The organism is Sporomusa acidovorans (assembly GCF_900101845.1).
GTDB classification, from domain to species: Bacteria; Bacillota; Negativicutes; order Sporomusales; family Sporomusaceae; genus Sporomusa; species Sporomusa acidovorans.
This window is the reverse complement of the sequence record NZ_FNAM01000009.1, coordinates 12945-31861: the sequence shown is the minus strand read 5'-3', so window position 1 is coordinate 31861 and position 18917 is coordinate 12945. Positions and strand designations below refer to the sequence as shown.

Sequence of the window (18917 nt, the reverse complement as noted above, 5' to 3'; positions counted from 1 at the left end):
TGTCAATGTGAGGGATTTTTGTCTGTCTTTTTATATAGAGTTGTCCAATAAAGCTTGCATATAAAAAAACTTACCTTTCAAAGAAGTCAGCGGTTATTCTGTTTGTCCGGTTTTTTTGTAAAATCTTGTGTAGACAAAATTTTCTTTTTGGTCAATTTGTGTTGATACATATTTGCATCGGCTGCTACAAAAGCATTTTTTATACTTCTTTCTCCAACCTGTTCCCTAAGGGCGATTCCTACTGATATATCAAGCGGCATTTCCGGATGAAGATGTCTTTGAGTAGCGGCCTCACTCACAATCCGGTTACGGAGATTTTTGAGTAACGAATATTCTGCGTCTTTAACAATGACAGCAAATTCATCGCCGCCGATTCTGGCGACAATATCGTTTTTTGAACAACACCCGGAAATAATTTTGGCGGCAAGTTTGAGAAATTTATCGCCGGCGGCATGTCCCCAAATATCATTTACCGTTTTTAAGCAATCTAAATCACAGACAATGATCCCGATTTGGTCATTCAAATATTCAAGTCGAGCAATTTCCTGCTCAAAAAAGGTACGATTATAAAGTCCGGTAAGAGAATCATGTAAACTGAGGTATTGCAGTTTTTGGTTCATTTCGAGCAGCTCGGAAGTAACCGTGTTAACCAGATGGGTTAACGCTTTGAGAACACCGGTATTTCTTTTGGTTACATGATCATTCACATAGTTATTACATTCCCTCTTTTGCTCAGTCTGTTTTAGGCATGACTTTGAAACTGCGGACACACTAGTATTAGCCGATTCGGCTAATACCAGTACGGTCATTGTGGCGTTAAGCAATTGATTCGTATTGCCAATGTGAAAAAATTCTCCCAAAGTAAAGAATCCGGCAGTAGGAGCTATTTCCTGCAGTGGCTTGGTTTCAATTTTGCTAAGCTCCTGAAGAAATCCTCTGCGGCATTCACAAGAATAAATAAAAATGCTTTCTGCCGGGTGCGCTTTTATTGTTTCGCATAAGACGCTGATTGCCTCTGAAATCATGCCAACATGCCCAAAGCTTAAACGGACTTTTTCACCCTCAAACAACTTGGCGGCAAACCCGATTGAATCGTCTTCATAATAAGTGTAAGGTGTGCTGGCTGAACGGATTCCCTGCCGTTCAACAATCAGGGGATACTCAAGAACATTGCAGAAATCGCCGATTTTGTCAAGCCCCAAATATTTTTTATAAATTTCATAGGCCGGTATATCGTCAATTGTATAAATTCGCTGTCCGTCAGTCTTAGTTATAGTCATTTCTTTGCCAATAGGCTGCCACCCTAAGTGAGAATAGCAATTGACGGTTATGTCGTTACCTTCTATAGCAACGCCAACTACGCCACTGGCAAGTATCTGGTCATTGCAAATTACATAGTATTGTTCGGAGCATTGTTCTGTAAAAGAGTTATTGCCGGCTATTCCACCGGCAACAGGCAGTCTTGGATAAAAGGATTGAATTCCCATCAGCATCTCCTGCGGATCGGATAGTCCTGTGGCAAACAGAATCAATAATTTTGTCCGATCATTCCCCAGCTTGGCGGCAATGTGTTGACCTAATTCGAAATCACGGTTGCCGGTTGCGCGGAAAAAACCGGATGTGATGGCGCTTTTTTTTAAAATGGAAAAGGATAGAACTGTCTGCAGCCCAACTACCTGTCCATTCACAATTTCGCCGGAAGTTGTTGTACCGATAATAACGGCATGGGGGAGTAAACTTTTAATTTCAGCAGTTAATTGTGCAAGAAATGACTTTTCACAATGTCCGCTGAAGATTTGCACCAAAATGGTTTGTTGGCCGGAATCAAGGAAAATTCCATGATTTTGCTGGACGAACCGGGATAAGCCAATGAAGTCTTCATACAGTGTATTAAGTGTTTGCATATTCATCACCCCCTGTTTCTGTAGGGAAACGGTTAGTAATAGCGAAAGCCTTGGTGCGGTAGATTGGCTTGATTCCTATGAATTTGCACAATTTTAATAAAATTTTAGCATTATATTAAGACTTAGTCTAGTGTGTGTTGAAAGAATTTGTTTGGATCCGTACTGGGTGAACAATATAACGAAACATCTATAATTGTTTGCAAATTATTGTACAATAGTTGTTGGGATTATCAACTTGCAGTACTATATAATTATTATATTCTAAAATTAATAAGGAGAATGAGATATGGAAGTTATGCGTTCAGTGTGCCCGTACGATTGCCCGGACACATGTGGCTTGCTTGTTCACGTAGAGAATGGAAGAGCTATTAAGGTTGAGGGTGACCCGGATCATCCTTTTACAAGGGGAATGCTTTGCCCCAAGATGGGGCATTATGAAAAAACAGTGCATTCTAAGCGGCGCATCGTAACACCTTTATTGCGCAGCGGTAGTAAGGGAAGCGGTAATTTTGTAGAGGTTTCCTGGGACGAAGCCATCGAACGAATTGCCGGGAACTGGAAACAAATCGTTAATCAACATGGAGCGGAGGCCATACTGCCTTATTCTTACGCAGGAACTATGGGGTTAGTTCAGAGAAATGCCGGACATCCTTTTTTTTATCGCCTGGGGGCTTCGCGGCTGGAGCGAACGATTTGTTCACCGGCCAAAGGGCATGGCTGGAGCGCCGTTATGGGGAAGACAATGGCGCCACACCCCAATGAGATTCACAAGAGTGATTTAATTATTCTTTGGGGTATTCACGCGTTGGCAACAGATATTCACATTATGCATGACATAACCATTGCCAGAAAACGAGGCGCCAAGGTTTGGCTCATTGATACCTATGAGACGCCAACAGCTAAAGTCGCTGATCAAGTTATCGTAGTCCGGCCGGGTACTGACGGCGCTCTGGCACTTGGCATCATGCATGTTATTGCACGGGATAAACTGGAGGACCGGAATTTTATCAGCCAACACGTGCAAGGGTATACAGAATTGCAAGCAGCCGTGCTGCCTGATTATTCACCGGAGACAGTCAGTCAGATAACCGGCATTGCCGCCGGTGAAATTGAACAGCTTGCCAGACAGTATGCGGCAGCCAAGGCGCCGTTTATCCGTTTGGGAAGCGGTCTGTCCCGCTATGGTAATGGCGCCATGACTGTCCGAACCATTACCTGTTTGCCTGGTATTGTGGGGGCCTGGGGAAAACCCGGCGGCGGATTACTGGCTGGCACATCTACAGAAGCAGCATTTGCTATTAAAGCGATTACTCATGAGGAATTTTTAGAACAGCCAACGCGCATTATCAATATGAATAAACTGGGTCAGGCTTTGAACGAAGTAACTGATCCGCCAATAAAAAGCCTGTATGTGTATATTTCCAATCCGGCCGCTATAGCGCCTGATCAGAACCGGGTTTTGCAAGGGTTAGCCCGGGAAGACCTGTTCACAATTGTTCACGAACGCTTTATGACAGACACGGCCAAATATGCCGATATTGTTTTGCCGGCGACTTCTTCGCTTGAGCATAGTGATCTGTACCGTTCCTATGGAAATTATGTGGTCCAGCGTGCCTACCCGGTGATTGCGCCGGTAGGGCAGGCAAAATCAAATTGGGAAGTATTTTCCTTACTTGCGGGGGCCATGGAGATCAAGGAGCCTTTTTTCAGCCAATCTGCGGATGAACTCATTGATGCTATGCTAAGGAATCCATCTCCCTGGCTGGCAAAGCTGCCACTTCAACCATTGCAGGCGGGAAGGCCGCTTGAATTGCCATTGCCTGACGGGTACAAGACTCAGTTTAAGACACCTTCAGGAAAAATAGAAATCCTTAATCCCCACGAAGACGATAAGTTGCCTAGATATATAAAACCACATGGGGATGATGCCGAATTTTGGCTGATTAATTCTCCGGACCCACGTTTATTAAACTCATCTTTCAATGAAAGGGAAGAGTTAACAACGGCCAACAAAATGCTTTTACAAATGAATCCGGAAGATGCTGCCGGCAAAGGACTAAAAGACGGTCAGCTTGTATTTGCCAGTAATGAACGCGGTGAAGTGGTCTTTACGTTAAAGATTTCGGCTAAAATTCCGGCCGGGATTGTGGTTGCAGAAGGCGTATGGTGGCTTGAGCATGTTCCGGGCAACCGTTCCGTCAATGCCCTGACTTCACAACGCCTGACTGATAAGGGCAAAGGCAGTACATTTTATGATGTCAAAGTAAATGTTAAAGCCGCAGGAAACGCATAATAAAAAACAAGTCCCGCATTCCGGCTGGAGGGAATGCGGGCTAGTGGAAAGTTAATTAGAATTCGTACATTTTTCCACTCTGTTTTTGGCATTGGTAGTTTTTCCCTTGGCTATGTATAATCCGGCTAAAATAATGGCAGCGCCGATGAATTGAAGCCAACCAAAGGTCTCACCCAGGAAAAAGTAGCCGGCGCAGATCGCAAAAACAGGGGACAGGTTGTTATATAAGGAAGCCATGGTGCTGCCTGCTTTGGCTGTTCCCCATACCCACAGGCAATTGGCCAGACACAAGGGGAAAATTCCTGAGTATAAGAAGCTGGCCCAGCCCGGCCAGGGTACGGCTTGCCAGTCTACGGTGAGTACCGCGGGCAAGGAAACCAGGGAAAATAGTCCGGTGGAAACCAGTAAGATATAGGCGGAAATTTGATAGGCGGAGTAAGTAGCTGACAAAGGCTGGGAAAAAATTGTGTAATAGCCATAACTCATCTGGGCGGCTAGCAGCAGCAGGGCACCAAGAATATGATCACCCGAAAGGCTGACTTCCTTACCGGTGCCAGCCACCATTAGCGTGACGCCAACAAGGGAAATGAGGATGCCTTTAATCACTACCAGTTTTATTCGTTCAAACCGGTGAATATGATTGATAATGGCAACACTGACAGGAAGACAGCCCAATATAAGGGATGCATTGCCTGATGTGGTTAGCTGGAGGCCAAAAGTAAAAAAGATTTGAAAAGAGAAAAAGCCAAGACTGGAGATGCTGAGTGCTTTCCAATCGTCACGCTTAAAAGGCACCCAGACACCCATACCCCGCAGGACCAGCCAGCCGGCCGCCAGGGCTACAAACATACGGGCAGCATTATAAGGCAGCGGGGGTATATACATAAGACCAATTTTCATGACAGGCGGGTTAAGTCCCCACAGAAAAGCGACTAAAACAAAGATTGCATGTACGCGCATGGAAACACCTCACGAGATAATATACAATAAAAAACGGTGGATTCCTTCTCCGATACTATAGCAAACCGAAGGTAACATAACTCGAAGGAGTATAGCGAATGATTAAGAGTGTATTGTTTGATCTTGACGGCACCCTGCTGCCACTTAACCAGGACGACTTTGCGCGTGAATATTTGACGCATATTGGGGCTAAAGTGGCTCAGGTAATCGATCCGAAGAAATTTGTCAGCCAGCTCCTTGCCTCCACAGATGTCATGGTTAGGAATAAGGACAAGACGAAAACGAATCAGCAGGTGTTTTTGGAGGACTTTTTACATAAGATTGGCGTTGCCAGGGAGATTTTACTACCGGTTATTGACGAGTTTTATGAGACTGATTTTGTTTTAGTAAAATCAATAACCCGCCGGGCTGCCGCCGCCCGTCAGGCCATTATGGCCGTAATCGAGTGCGGACTGGACGTGGTTGTGGCGACAAATCCGATATTTCCTGCCAGCGCAGTTCGACAACGGCTTGCCTGGGCAGGGGTAGATGATATTAATTTTAAACTAATTACCAGTTATGAGCAAAGTCATTTTTGTAAGCCACATGTAGAATATTACTTGGAAATCGCCGCTCATCTTGGCCGGCTGCCGGCAGAATGCCTGATGGTAGGAAACGATGTTAAGGAAGATTTGGCTGCTGCCCGGATTGGCATGACAACTTATTTGGTGACAGATTGTTTATTGAATGTGAAAAATGCAGTCATAAATACAGATTATCAGGGAACACTACAGGAACTGGCGCAGACGATTGCGCAAATTATTAAGGAAAGGTAAAAATGGCCTTGACAAGATAAAAATCATGCGCTAAAATTTTAATAAAATTGATGAATTGTAAAACAGCTGTGAACAGGACGAGTACATGTGTACACTTTCGTTCAGCGAGCCGGTGACCGGATTTCCGGAGGTGTGATGACCGGCCTTAAGAGCATGTGGAATGGACCTGTGAGCTGCTCACCAAACGCGTACGCAAGTAGGCTGGGCCGGTTGCCCCCGTTAGCGGGCTAGGGTATCGGATAAGAAATATAATTATCCCGTACCTGAATAAGGGAAAGTGTCAGGCTTTTCAAATAGGGTGGTATCGCGACCATTTCGCCCCTGGGGTGAAATGGTCTTTTTATTTTCAGCCTGCATTTTTTAAAATAGGGTGGTACCGCGACCATTTCGCCCCTTGAGGTGAAATGGTCTTTTTTATTTTTTTAAAGGAGGATAAGGATATGTTAAAAGACTATCTTTCTCAGACAATTACTGGTCAAGATCTTTCCAGAGAGGATGCCCGCGAGGCTATGCAGGTAATTATGTCCGGGCAGGCCAGTGAGGCTCAAATTGGCGCTTTTTTAACCGCTATGAGAATGAAAGGAGAAAGCAGTATTGAGGTTGCCGGTTTTGCCGAGAGCATGCGCAGTCAGGCTCTAAAGGTAACATGCAGCGCCAAAACAATTATTGATACCTGTGGAACTGGCGGTGACAGACAGGGAACGTTCAATATTTCAACGGCAGCAGCTTTTGTTTTGGCCGGAGCCGGACTCAACGTAGCGAAACATGGCAACAGGGGGGTGTCCAGTTCTTGTGGCAGTGCGGATGTACTGAGCGCATTAGGGATTAAGCTAGAACTGTCGCCTGAGGCCGTAGCGGCGGCCATTGATACGATTGGGGTTGGGTTCATTTTTGCTCCTAGTTTTCATCAGGCTATGAAGTATGCTGTTAAGCCCCGCAAAGAACTCGGTTTTCGTACCGTGTTTAATTTGCTGGGGCCATTGACCAATCCGGCAAATGCCAATTGTCAGCTCATTGGCGTATATGATCCGAAGTTGACTGGCAAAGTGGCTCACGCCCTGGCCGAATTAGGCGTGACAAGTGCCCTGGTTGTGCATAGCTTGGATGGTCTTGATGAAATATCAACCGCTTCGCCAACCCAGGTAGCCGAAGTACGCGGCGAGAAAATCCGCTCCTATGTAATTGAGCCGGCAGCCTATGGCTTTAAACGCTGCACGGTGGCTGATTATCAGGGGGGGACCATCGAAGCTAATGCTCAGATTATTATTGAGCTTCTTAAGGGGGAACAAGGCTTCAAACGGGATATTGTCCTCATGAATGCGGCGGCTGCGCTTGTTGTGGCCGATGCGGCCGGCGATATGGAGGAGGGAATTGCGCTGGCCGCAAGAAGCATCGACAGCGGTCGCGCTTACGCTAAACTGGAAGCGTTACAAGCCTTTACACAAAACTGTCAGGACAGGGGGGACCTACCATTATCATAAAGATTTGCGGTATTAGCACCCTGGATGCGGCGCTGGCTGCCAAGAATTTTGGCGCAGATTTAATCGGTTTCGTGTTTGCAGACAGCAAACGGCAGATTACACCCAAACAGGCACAGGCAATTTCCCTGCAGGTGCCGGGAATTAAAAAAGTGGGTGTGTTTGTCAATGCGCCGCTAGGTGAAGTGCAAACCGTGGCCAAAGAGTGCCAACTGGATTATGTGCAGCTTCACGGCGACGAATCCCCGGAATACTGCCGCCAGGTTGGTTATCCGGTTATTAAGGCATTCCCGATAAAACCGGGCGTTAGTGGAGCGGCCTTTAAGGATTATCAGGCGGCATGGACTTTATTTGACAGCTTCAGCGTGAGACAGCAGGGCGGAACAGGCCGGCCTTTTGACTGGCGGCAGGCACAAATTCTGGCAATGCAGGCACCACGGCCTTTACTGGTTGCCGGCGGTTTGACAGCGGACAATGTGGCCGCAGCCATCCAAATACTTAAGCCGGATGGGGTAGACGTTTCCGGTGGCGTTGAGACCGATGGGGTTAAGGATGCAGCAAAAATAGAGCGGTTTATTGCCGCTGTTCGGCAGAGGGGTAATCTATGTTAGCTAAAATTGTCCAACAAACAAGAAAAGCAGTGGCAGCCGCCAAAATAGGCAGGCCGATTGCGGGGCTAGGTGAGATAATGCCAGGATGCTTTGCTTTTAGCAGCGCAGTTTCCCGCAAGGATTGGACTTTAATTGCCGAATGCAAGCTGGCTTCGCCGGCTAAAGGAAGATTGTGCAGCCGGTATACGGTGATTGAACTTGCACAAATTTATGCCAGTCAAGGTGCTGCTGCCCTGTCGGTGCATACCAACGCTGCTTTTTGCGGCAGCATGGATGATATTATGCGGGTCAAAGCAAATGTTGAGCTGCCGGTATTGTGTAAGGAATTTATCATTGACGAGTATCAGTTATATGCCGCCAGGGCTGCCGGCGCTGACGCGGTGCTGCTGATCGCCGCTATTTTATCAGACGGCGAACTGGTGCGTTTTTTGCAAATCGCCCGTAAACTGGGAATGGACTGCTTGGTGGAAGTGCATACCTTGGCCGAGCTAAAACGGGTGCAGCAGACTGATGCCGGAGTGATAGGGATTAACAACCGGGATTTACAGACTTTTACGACTGATATTGAGCAAACGTTTAGGTTGTTGCCTTATTGTGAGCCGGGCCGCCTGATTATCAGTGAAAGTGGCATTAAGGATGGTCATGATGCTGAAAAATTAAAATCAGCCGGTGTAAACGGCATTCTCGTAGGGGAGAGTCTGGTTACGGCCGATAATATAGCAGCTAAGACCTGGGAACTGGCTTTGATTGGTTCCAAACAAGAAGGGAGAGGTTATGATGCCTGATAAAAAAGGAAGATTTGGGCAATATGGCGGACAGTTTGTGCCGGAAACGGTTATGCCGGCGCTGCTTGAGCTGGAAGAAAGCTATTATAAATTAAAAAACGATGCCGGGTTTCAAGCAGAGGTGAACTTTTATTTTAGGGAATATGCCGGCAGACCGACCCGGTTGTATTATGCCGCCAATTTAACCAAACATTATGGGCGGGGAAAAATCTACTTGAAACGGGAAGATTTGCTTCATACCGGTGCGCACAAGATCAATAACGCAATCGGCCAGGCGCTCCTGGCGCGGCGTATGGGGAAAAAACGCATTGTTGCTGAGACCGGAGCCGGACAGCATGGGGTGGCATGTGCCACGGTGGCTGCGCTGTTTGGCATGGAATGCTGCGTATTTATGGGAGAAGAAGACATGGCGCGGCAAGCGCTTAATGTTTTTCGCATGAGATTGTTAGGAACCAAGGTTGTGCCGGTGACGAGCGGCAGCGGCACTTTGAAGGATGCGACCAGTGAAGCTATTAGATATTGGGTTACTCATATTCAGGACACCCACTATATTATCGGTTCTGTGGTCGGCCCGCACCCATACCCCATAATCGTGAGAGATTTTCAAGCAGTTATCGGCCAGGAAGCGGCAGCGCAGATTGCCGAGACCGGCGAAAGGCTGAAATACGTGATCGCCTGCGTGGGGGGCGGCAGTAATGCCATGGGAATATTCTACCAATTCCGGGATAATGACACAATAACTAAGATTGGTGTCGAGGCTGCCGGCAAAGGGCTGGCTACCGGCGAACACGCAGCTTCGCTGACATACGGAAAACCAGGGGTTTTGCACGGGGCCTTGAGTTATCTGCGGCAGGATAGTGACGGGCAGGTAATTCCCGCTTACTCGGTATCGGCCGGTCTTGATTATCCCGGCGTCGGGCCGGAGCATTCCTTCTTTAAAGATACCGGCAAGGTACAATATACGGCAGTGACGGATAAAGAAGCTTTGGCGGCATTTGAACGGCTGGCCAGGGTGGAAGGCATTATTCCGGCTTTGGAAAGTTCCCATGCAGTAGCCTATTTAGAGTACCTGATGCCCCAAACAGCGGCAGACGATGCAATTATTGTCTGTTTGTCCGGACGGGGGGATAAGGACGTAGAGATGGTAGCAAAAGTAATGGAGGGATCGGCAGAATGAAACTGGCAGAAAAGCTATGCAATTGCAAATCAACCGGCCGTAAGGGGCTGATTATCTATATTACGGCCGGTTATCCCGACTATCATACAACTTTGGAAGCTGTTAAGGCGGTCGAAGCAGCAGGAGCCGATTTGGTGGAGATTGGCCTGCCATTTTCTGATCCGATGGCTGACGGTCCGATCATCCAACAGGCGGCTGCCCAGGCACTAGCGGCAGGGGCTACGGTTGGGAAAACTCTTGAATTGGTAACCAAGCTTAAGCAAGAAACAACAATCCCGCTGGCGATTATGACCTATTACAATATTGTTTTGCAGTATGGCATTGATAAATTTACCGCAGACTTTGCTCAGGCCGGCATTAGCGGTTTGATTATTCCCGATCTGCCGCTGGAGGAATCGGCTGCTGTGGAACCTCTCTGCCGGCAAATGGGAATAGACCTTATTCAATTTATTGCGCCCACAACTACCCTTGAGCGTCTTAAACCCATTTGCAGCCAGGCTGCCGGTTTTTTGTACTGCATTTCGAATACCGGCGTTACCGGCGTGCGCCATATTGATTATGGCCAGCTTGCACCGCTGTTGGCTGCCGTACGCCGGGAAACCGACCTGCCGCTGGCTATTGGCTTTGGTATTGGCACTCCGGAAGCAGCGCGGCAGGCGGCTAAACAGGCTGATGCCGTTATTGTCGGCAGCGCAGTTATGGAACGCTTGATGAAACAGGACGTTGCTGCTGTGCGCGAATTTACCGCCTCACTCAGACTGGCGCTTGACAGGGGGGAGCAAGGGTGAAGGCTTTTCCGGAAAAAGAAGAATTTTGCCGGCTGGCAACAGCCTATACCGTATTTCCTGTGTGTATGGAGCTATCAACAGATATGGAAACACCGGTGTCTTTGTATTATAAACTGGTGGGCGACGACCCGGGCTTTATCCTGGAGAGTGCGCAAACCGGAAAAAACTTTGGTCGTTATTCCTTTTTGGGAACAAGGCAGTTGGCAACGTTCACTGCCTATCATGACCATACTGATGTTTTAGTAGATGGCCGTATCTCGCACCAGCAAGGAAAACCGCATGGATTGCTAAAAGATTTCTTGCAACGATTTTCCATGCCGGAAATATCCGCACTGTCGTCTTTTGCCGGCGGGGCGGTCGGGTATGCCGCCTATGAAGCAGTGGCTACCTGGGAAAGGGTATGCGGCTTGACAATACCTGATGATTTACCGCTTATGGAATTATTAGTTTGCAAATATATCATTGTTATGGATCATCTGACTCATTCCACGCGGCTGATCAATTTGATACAACATACTCCCGGTGCGCAGGCTGCAAAAGAATATGATCAGGCGATAGATGAGCTGGAACACCTTGTTGCAAAGCTTAAACAGCCTGTAGTTTTACCGGAAACCAAGCAAAATTTGGCTGGAAAAGCGGAGGGGGATAATCGGGCAGAACGAAGTAGTGAGGAAGAGGAAGCTTTGCTTAAAGAACGGTATATCCGCATGGTAAAGCAAGGCAAAGAGTATATTGCGGCCGGCGACATATTTCAGGTTGTGTTGTCGCGCCCTTTCCATTACAAACTGACACGGCATCCGTTTACGCTCTACCGGCAGTTAAGACAGGATAATCCGTCACCTTATATGTTTTATATAAATTTCGGCCATAAGCAGCTTGTTGGTGCCTCGCCGGAGCGACTGGTCAAGTTAGAAGATGGAAAAGTTCTGACTTGTCCAATTGCCGGCACACGCCGGCGGGGCGAGACGCCGGCTGAAGATGATGAACTGGTTGCCGAATTGCTGGCCGATGCCAAGGAATTAGCGGAACATGCCATGCTCGTAGATTTAGGCCGCAATGATATTGGCAGGGTCAGCCTTCCCGGAACGGTCAAACTTGACCGGATGATGGAAGTGGAAAAATATTCTCACGTTATGCATATTGTTTCTGAAGTATCAGGTCAGATTGACCCGAGGTTCTCGGCGGTAGATGTGTTGACTGCCTGCTTTCCGGCAGGTACGGTAAGCGGCGCGCCCAAGGTACGGGCAATGGAAATTATTCAGGAGTTAGAGGGCGACATACGCGGTCCCTATGCCGGTGCGGTAGGATATTTCGATTTTCGGGGAAATATGGATACCTGTATTACCATTCGCACCTTAATCGTTGACGGACAGCAAGTTACGGTGCGGACAGGGGCGGGGATAGTCGCTGATTCCGTGCCGGAGACGGAATACCAGGAAATCAAGAATAAGGGCAGGGTTTTAATGCAGCTCATTGAGGAGGATGAATACCATGATATTACTGATTGATAATTATGATTCATTCACCTATAATGTCTATCAGTATGTAGCGAATTTAGGCTATCCGGTCACTGTCATTCGCAACGATAAAACAACAGTCAAGGAAATAGAAGATGCCAGTTATCGTGGTATTATTATTTCACCAGGGCCGGGAACACCCGCTCAAGCTGGCATAAGTAAAGCCGTTATTGATCAGTTTGCCGGCAAGATTCCCATCTTGGGCATTTGCCTTGGCCATCAGGCGATCGGTGAGGTATTTGGCGGGAAGGTTATCCGGGCGCCGCAGCCGGTGCATGGCAAAGCTGAATATATTATTCACAAGGGAAAAGGAATTTACCGGGATTTGCCCAGGCCCTTTACTGCCGGCAGATATCATTCCTTAATTGTTGACAGAAACGGGCTGCCTGATTGCCTGGAGGTCACAGCCACTTCCCAGGATGATCTGATTATGGGGCTTCGCCATCGGGAATTTGACGTTGAAGGCGTACAGTTTCATCCGGAATCCATCTTAACGCCGCAAGGCAGTACTATTTTGAGCAATTTTTTAATGAAAACAAAGTAAAAACTAAAGTTTATACTTGAAAAGATACTGTTTGCATGCTATATTAGGAAAAATAACAGGTAAAAGACGATGAAAAGGAAAAGTAGGTAGATCGATTGCTTTCCAGAGAGCCGGGAGGGTGGGAACCGGTATGCATGGGTTTGCTGAAGTTCACCTTGGAGTTGCTTGCTGAAAGCTAGCCGGAAACGGCGCAGATGGTAGGCGGAGCCGGAGACCTTCACCGTTATCAGCGAAGGGGAGTATCGGCAATGGCCTGTGCTCTATGAGAGATTCGCCGCAAGGCGGATAATAAAGGTGGTATCGCGAGATAAGCTCTCGTCCTTTCGGGGACGGGGGTTTTTTATTTTATGGAGGGATCATATGATAAGGACAGTCGGTTACTTAGGCCCGCAGGGAACTTATTGTGAAGAAACGGTTTTACGCTTGTATGGTAAAACCGGTGCACGTTTCAAACCGTTTATCGGTATTGATACCGCCATACGGGCTGTTGCCGCAGGCGAAGTTGATGAAAGTATTGTACCTGTAGAAAATTCATTGGAGGGTTCGGTCAATATTACGCTGGATACAATCGCCCATGACGTTAATTTATATATTACAAAAGAAGTAATCCTACCGGTTAAGCACAATTTGCTGGCGAAAAAAGGAAGTCAAGAAATAGCGGCTATTGTTTCTCATCCTCAAGCTCTGGCTCAGTGCCGGAAAACACTGGAAAATCTATATCCCGAGGCCAAATTGAAACCGGTTGATAGTACCGCCGAAGCTGCTAGAATCGTGGCAGCCAGTGATGGGTTATTTGCGGCTGTAGGTAGCCTAAAGGCCGGTGAAATTTATGGTTTAACAGTATTAAAAACCAATATTCAGGATAACTCTTCCAATTCTACGCGGTTTATCGGCTTGGAAAAGCAACCGGTTACTCAGGTAGCAGGCAAATGCAAAACGACTCTGGTCTGCCAGATCAATGGCGAACGTCCAGGCAGTTTATATCATATATTAGGTGAATTTGCGCAAAGAGCAGTTAATCTTACCCGTATTGAGTCGCGCCCAGCGCGTACCGGGTTGGGTATGTATATTTTCTTTTTTGATATGGAGGGCAGTATTGCCGAATGTAATATTGCCGCCGCTGTCCATGCTGTTGAAGCCAAATGTTTGTGGCATAAAAACTTTGGTTCCTATCCGGTGTATCAGATTGCTGAATAAAAAGAACTTATTATTTCCCGCGGTCATATCACGCAATCAGTCAAAGCGGCTGCTATCAGCTTTCAGTTCAAGTAATGGAGAATTTATCTTTGGGCCATAATAAAGTAGGAAGGGGGGTGTTCTTTGTGGCAAAAAAAGTGGCTGTTGAAGATAATTTATCATCAATTAAACAGGCTTTAGAAAAAAGAGGCTACACCGTAGTTAGTCCTAAAAACGCGGAAAACGTAATGGCCTGTGTCGTTATGGGCATGGATAACAACCTAATGGATATACAAAACACAGTTACGAAAGCGCCGGTTATTGATGCGGCCGGTATGACACCGGAGCAGGTAGTTTCGCGAATAGAATCTCTTCAATAGCAAGTAAAACCCCTTCACATCACGCGAAGGGGTTTTGGCTTTATAACAAATTCTTGCATTTAATCCAGAAAACTGCAATTCGTAGAGAAGGTGGAAAGGAAAAGACGGCGAATTACCTAGTAAAAGGTAGGTGGGATAGATATGAATAAGCATAAAGTAGTCATTACAGGACAGGTTTTGCCTTCAGCGCTGGCGGCAATTAAGCAACAGTGTGAAATTTATCAGTGGCAGGAGACTACGCCGCCGCAGCTAGCGGATTTAATACCATGGTTACAACAAGCAGAGGGATTGTTTGTCACCGGAAACATTAAAGTAAATGATACGCTGTTGGCTGCAGCGCCAGGTTTAAAGGTTATTGTCCAGCCGGCAGTTGGCTATGATAATATAGATATTAAGGCTTGTACCAGCAGGCAAATTCCATTTGGCAATACCCCCGGCGTACTGAATGAGACCACGGCGGACTTGGCCTTTGGGCTGCTTATGACCGCGGCCAGGCGCATTCATGAAAGCTGGGCCTGGGTACGGGACGGAAAGTGGCGGCCAGGAGTGCATTTCCCATTAGGTATAGATTTATATAATAAGACGCTTGGTATTGTCGGTATGGGTGCGATTGGAGCGGCGGTTGCCAAAAGAGCGCAGGTCAGCGGGATGAAGGTGATTTATTATAACCGCCGGCCGCGAACTGATCAGGAACAGCTAAAAGTCGAGTATCGCACTTTTTCGGAACTTTTAGCAGAAGCTGATTTTATTATTGTATTGACGCCATTGACCCCCGAAAGTAGAGGCCTGTTCGGGGCAGAAGAGTTTGCGCAAATGAAACCGACAGCTTATTTGATTAATGCAGCCAGAGGTCCGGTTGTCGATTCACAGGCCTTATATACGGCTTTGGTTAATAACGAGATCGCCTACGCGGCGCTTGATGTTACAGATCCGGAACCATTGCCGGCAGATCATCCGCTGCTTACATTGCCCAATATTCTTGTTGTTCCGCATATTGGCAGTGCCACGATAGAAACCCGTAACAAGATGGCGATGCTAGCAGCCAATAACCTTTTACTTGGCCTAGCGGGCAAATCGTTGGTCACCTGTGTGAATACGGAAGTAAATTATCGCTAATAAGTGTTCTTTTCAGTAGTCTGGAAGGCGATAGAGAAAAAGCAAGAACGAGATTGCTGTGCTGCATTTTCCGCCTGTTGGAGTAAAACAAATCATTGCCAGGCGGGGGATGTTCATGGCAATCTCATTTTCTTTCGCATTTTGTTATGGCTTTAGGCAAAACCAGCCCAAAAAGGTTATAATATAGAATGAACAATTTGCATGATGTCATTAGCTGCAATACGACACAATCGCATAGTATAAATTATCATTAGAATTTGTGGAGGAAAGTGTATGGATCAATCCGAAGCTTTAGGGCAAGAAAAGATCAGCAAGCTTTTATGGGAGTTTTCTTTACCTGCCATTGTCGGGATGGTAGTCAATGCTTTATATAATGTTGTAGACAGTATTTTTGTCGGCAACGGGGTTGGTGATATCGGCCTTACTGCCGTAACGATCGCTTTTCCCATTATGATTATTTTAATGGCGATCGGTATGCTGATTGGCATTGGCGCTTCCACACTGGTATCAATTCGTTTAGGTGAGCAAAACCGCGGCGAAGCTGAGGTTATACTTGGAAATGCATTTAGTTTAATGATTGTAGCTGTTTTAGCGACTTCAGTGTTAGCCCTTGTTTTTTTGGATGAGCTATTGGTATTATTGGGGGCTGAACCGCATGTACTGCCCTATGCCCGCGAATTTACCAGAATCATACTTTTAGGCAGCATTTTTATGCATATTGGCTTTGGGCTTAATAACATTATCCGGGCTGAAGGCAATCCCAGAGTGGCAATGGCAACGATGTTGATTGCAGCGTTTTTGAATTTTATCTTAAACCCGTTGTTTATTTTTGGGTTTAAACTGGGAATAGCAGGATCAGCGTTAGCTACCGTTGCGGCACAGGCAGTCGCGGCGGCATGGGTACTTCGCTATCTTGCCGGCGATCAGGGTGTTCTTAAGCTTCGCTATTCGAATTTGCGCCTTGATAAAAATATTGTTTACGATATTTGTAAAATTGGTTTGTCGCCATTTTTAATGCAAATTGCTGCCAGCACTGTAACCGTGCTATTTAATTTCAGCCTGCTCCGCTATGGAGGAGAACTGGGAGTCGCAGCAATTGGCGTAATTAACCGGGTAGGGATGTTGATATTGATGCCGATATTTGGCATTAGTCAAGGGGTTCAGCCAATACTTGGCTATAACTATGGCGCTAAAAATTATGATCGCGTAAAAGAAGTTATGAAACTGGGAATATATGCGGCCACCGTAGTTTCCATTATTGGCTTTGCCATAACACAACTCTTTTCCACGCAAATTATTCGCCTGTTTAATGACAACACCGACCTTATTGCTATGGGGGCGAATGGACTTAAAATATTTACCTTAGTGCTGCCTATTGTTGGTTTTCAAATTATTGGCGCCAATTATTTTCAGGCTGCCGGCAAGGCCGGGTATGCGATTTTTCTTAGCATGTCCCGCCAAGTTATTATTTTGATACCGGCAATTATCATACTGCCCCGTATATTTGGATTAGACGGAGTTTGGCTGGCCATGCCGGTTTCTGATGTTGTTTCGTCTATTCTGACGGCGGCATATTTATGGTTGGAATTACGGAAGTTGTCTCCTAAATTGCTGGAAAATAATTCTTAAAAGCAGCCTGGCCGGTAGTTGCAGGAACTAACCAAAAGGGCGCGAATATTACCAGTAGTAGTACGAAAGGCTGGTAGATATGAAAAAGAAGATACTTGTTACCTTTTTTTCCATACTTGTTTTCATGATGATGATGATTTCTTCGGTTGGGGCGGCTAATGGTAATGGCCAGGAGACGAACTTGATACAAATGAAAGCCGATGCCCAGAGGGTGGAAAAACTTCGTTATGGTTATATTACATATGAGAGAAATAAAGTGATATATTATTGGTAGTTTTATTGAAAAAGGGTGGACCTTGCACAGGTCTGGCCTTTGTTTTTTTTTTCAACATGTTGAAGTTTTAAAGAAGAACAAGCAGGATTTTCTATATTATGTGTGTAAGGAAAACAACAATATGAGCAATTTGCTATTACGAATAGGAAAGGACAACACATATGAACAAGCGTATTCATCAATTGGTAAAAGACGGGAACGATTTTGTCATTACTCTGCGGCGGCATTTTCGCACCTTTCCAGAGACCGGCGGGGAAGAAGTTGAAACTCAGAAAAAAATTATCGCTGAGCTTATCGCTATGGGGCTAAGCCCCCGCTCAGTCGCCGGTACAGGGGTTATCGTTGACATTATCGGTGGCCAAGCGGGCAAAACAGTTGCCATCCGTGCCGATATTGATGCTTTGCCTATTCAAGATGAAATTGATAAGCCGTACCGCTCACAAAACGCCGGCTGTTGTCATGCCTGTGGTCATGACGGCCATACGGCTGTGCTGCTAGGCATTGCCAAAGTATTTAGCGCAATTAAGGGAGAACTGACAGGTACAATCAGATTGCTGTTTCAACCAAGTGAAGAGAAACTTCCCGGCGGCGCGCTGGCGATGATTGCCGCTGGTGCGGTGGATGGTGTGGATGCGGTGATTGGCACGCATTTGTGGCAGCCGCTGCAAGTCGGTACTATGGGTTTAACCTATGGGCCATTGATGGCTTCACCCGACAAATTCACCATTACGGTTAAGGGCTCAGGCGGCCATGGCTCTATGCCGCATCAAACGATAGATCCTTTGTCTGTCGGCGCCCAAATTGTGCTGGCGTTAAAGACCATTACCGGCAATAATGTGGCTGCCAATGAGTTGGCTGTACTATCTGTCGGAGTTTTTAAAGCCGGCGACGCCTTTAATGTTATACCTGACAGCGCGACCCTACAGGGAACGGTCCGGTCATTTTCGCAAAACACTCGTGAAACCATCTTTGCTTGCATTGATAGAATTTGCCGCGGTATTTGCGCAGCTGCAGGCGCTACTTATAGTCTGGAAAGCGTTTATGGCTTCCCGCCTGTTATTAATAATCCCGAGGTGGCAAAGGTTGTTGCTCAATCCGCTGAAGACGTGCTTGGCAAGGATGCCGTCATCGAGATGAAACCGGTTATGGTTGGCGAAGATTTTGCCTATTATCAGCAAAAGGTACCGGGTTGCTTTATGTGCATTGGTGTTGGCAATAAGGAAAAGGGAATCGTCTATCCGCATCACCATCCTAAATTTGATATGGATGAAAGCGGGTTTAGCTATGCGGTAGAGATCATGGCAGTTTCCGCGTTGAATTTATTGAACTAATTAATATTTATGATAGCCGGGACTTTATTCGGGCTATTTTTCTTTAGATATACTCATTCTATAATAAAAGGAAAAATCATATAGATGGTGAATTATATCTAGACAAGTTTTTCAAATAGGGGAGAAAGAAGTAAGCACT

17 protein-coding genes and 2 other annotated features are annotated in these 18917 nt (G+C 46.5%); of the genes, 15 read left to right on the top strand and 2 right to left on the bottom strand.

Going from position 1 to position 18917, the window contains the following annotated elements; all coding sequences use genetic code 11:
- Nucleotides 1-86 precede the first annotated feature (86 nt).
- A complete protein-coding gene (locus BLR65_RS08330; RefSeq protein ID WP_169717018.1) occupies nt 87-1904 on the bottom strand; it encodes a sensor domain-containing diguanylate cyclase in 1818 nt (605 codons plus the stop codon).
- Between the two features lie 286 nt (nt 1905-2190).
- Between BLR65_RS08330 and BLR65_RS08325 the strand changes: the two genes are divergently transcribed.
- Nucleotides 2191-4197, top strand: coding sequence for a molybdopterin-dependent oxidoreductase (locus tag BLR65_RS08325; protein ID WP_093793732.1), 2007 nt, complete (start codon nt 2191-2193; stop codon nt 4195-4197).
- A gap of 51 nt (nt 4198-4248) precedes the next feature.
- On the opposite strand, the gene BLR65_RS08320 is transcribed toward BLR65_RS08325, so the two are convergent.
- Nucleotides 4249-5157, bottom strand: coding sequence for a DMT family transporter (locus BLR65_RS08320; protein WP_093793731.1), 909 nt, complete (start codon nt 5155-5157; stop codon nt 4249-4251).
- 98 nt (nt 5158-5255) lie between these two features.
- Here BLR65_RS08320 and BLR65_RS08315 point away from each other — a divergent pair, with 98 nt between their 5' ends.
- The 14 genes from BLR65_RS08315 (at nt 5256) to BLR65_RS08250 (ending at nt 18778) form a co-directional block, all read left to right on the top strand.
- Nucleotides 5256-5972, top strand: a complete 717-nt coding sequence (locus tag BLR65_RS08315) for an HAD family hydrolase (protein ID WP_093793730.1) — start codon at nt 5256-5258, stop codon at nt 5970-5972.
- Nucleotides 5973-6031: 59 nt separating this feature from the next.
- Nucleotides 6032-6298 (top strand) — a binding site (T-box leader).
- A 114-nt stretch (nt 6299-6412) separates the two neighbouring features.
- Complete coding sequence (gene trpD / locus BLR65_RS08310; RefSeq protein WP_093793729.1) at nt 6413-7453, top strand: anthranilate phosphoribosyltransferase; 1041 nt, start codon at nt 6413-6415, stop codon at nt 7451-7453.
- Nucleotides 7420-8061: a phosphoribosylanthranilate isomerase gene (locus tag BLR65_RS08305; protein ID WP_342741376.1), complete on the top strand. Its 642-nt coding sequence runs from the start codon at nt 7420-7422 to the stop codon at nt 8059-8061. Before trpD ends, BLR65_RS08305 begins: the two co-directional genes overlap by 34 nt.
- A complete protein-coding gene (gene trpC / locus BLR65_RS08300; protein ID WP_093793727.1) occupies nt 8055-8846 on the top strand; it encodes an indole-3-glycerol phosphate synthase TrpC in 792 nt (263 codons plus the stop codon). The genes BLR65_RS08305 and trpC overlap by 7 nt, the downstream gene beginning before the upstream one ends.
- Entirely contained in the window at nt 8839-10023 is a 1185-nt protein-coding gene (gene trpB / locus BLR65_RS08295) for a tryptophan synthase subunit beta (RefSeq protein WP_093793726.1), read from the top strand. Before trpC ends, trpB begins: the two co-directional genes overlap by 8 nt.
- On the top strand, nt 10020-10811 hold the full coding sequence (gene trpA / locus BLR65_RS08290) for a tryptophan synthase subunit alpha (protein ID WP_093793725.1): 792 nt from the start codon (nt 10020-10022) through the stop codon (nt 10809-10811). Before trpB ends, trpA begins: the two co-directional genes overlap by 4 nt.
- Nucleotides 10808-12319 carry an anthranilate synthase component I family protein gene (locus BLR65_RS08285; RefSeq protein ID WP_245692611.1) on the top strand — a complete coding sequence of 504 codons (1512 nt, stop codon included), beginning with the start codon at nt 10808-10810 and terminating at the stop codon, nt 12317-12319. Before trpA ends, BLR65_RS08285 begins: the two co-directional genes overlap by 4 nt.
- Nucleotides 12303-12872 (top strand): anthranilate synthase component II, encoded by a 570-nt coding sequence (locus tag BLR65_RS08280; RefSeq protein WP_093793724.1) that lies wholly within the window; start codon nt 12303-12305, stop codon nt 12870-12872. Before BLR65_RS08285 ends, BLR65_RS08280 begins: the two co-directional genes overlap by 17 nt.
- 60 nt (nt 12873-12932) lie before the next feature.
- Nucleotides 12933-13198: a binding site (T-box leader), on the top strand.
- Nucleotides 13199-13232: 34 nt separating this feature from the next.
- Nucleotides 13233-14069: a prephenate dehydratase gene (gene pheA, locus BLR65_RS08275; protein WP_093793723.1), complete on the top strand. Its 837-nt coding sequence runs from the start codon at nt 13233-13235 to the stop codon at nt 14067-14069.
- Nucleotides 14070-14194: 125 nt separating this feature from the next.
- A complete protein-coding gene (locus BLR65_RS08270) occupies nt 14195-14428 on the top strand; it encodes a YkuS family protein (protein ID WP_093793722.1) in 234 nt (77 codons plus the stop codon).
- A 141-nt stretch (nt 14429-14569) separates the two neighbouring features.
- Nucleotides 14570-15544, top strand: coding sequence for a 2-hydroxyacid dehydrogenase (locus BLR65_RS08265; RefSeq protein ID WP_093793721.1), 975 nt, complete (start codon nt 14570-14572; stop codon nt 15542-15544).
- A 273-nt stretch (nt 15545-15817) separates the two neighbouring features.
- Complete coding sequence (locus BLR65_RS08260; RefSeq protein WP_093793720.1) at nt 15818-17173, top strand: MATE family efflux transporter; 1356 nt, start codon at nt 15818-15820, stop codon at nt 17171-17173.
- Between the two features lie 79 nt (nt 17174-17252).
- Nucleotides 17253-17447 carry a hypothetical protein gene (locus BLR65_RS08255; RefSeq protein ID WP_093793719.1) on the top strand — a complete coding sequence of 65 codons (195 nt, stop codon included), beginning with the start codon at nt 17253-17255 and terminating at the stop codon, nt 17445-17447.
- Between the two features lie 161 nt (nt 17448-17608).
- Nucleotides 17609-18778, top strand: coding sequence for a M20 metallopeptidase family protein (locus BLR65_RS08250; RefSeq protein ID WP_093793718.1), 1170 nt, complete (start codon nt 17609-17611; stop codon nt 18776-18778).
- Nucleotides 18779-18917 lie beyond the last annotated feature (139 nt).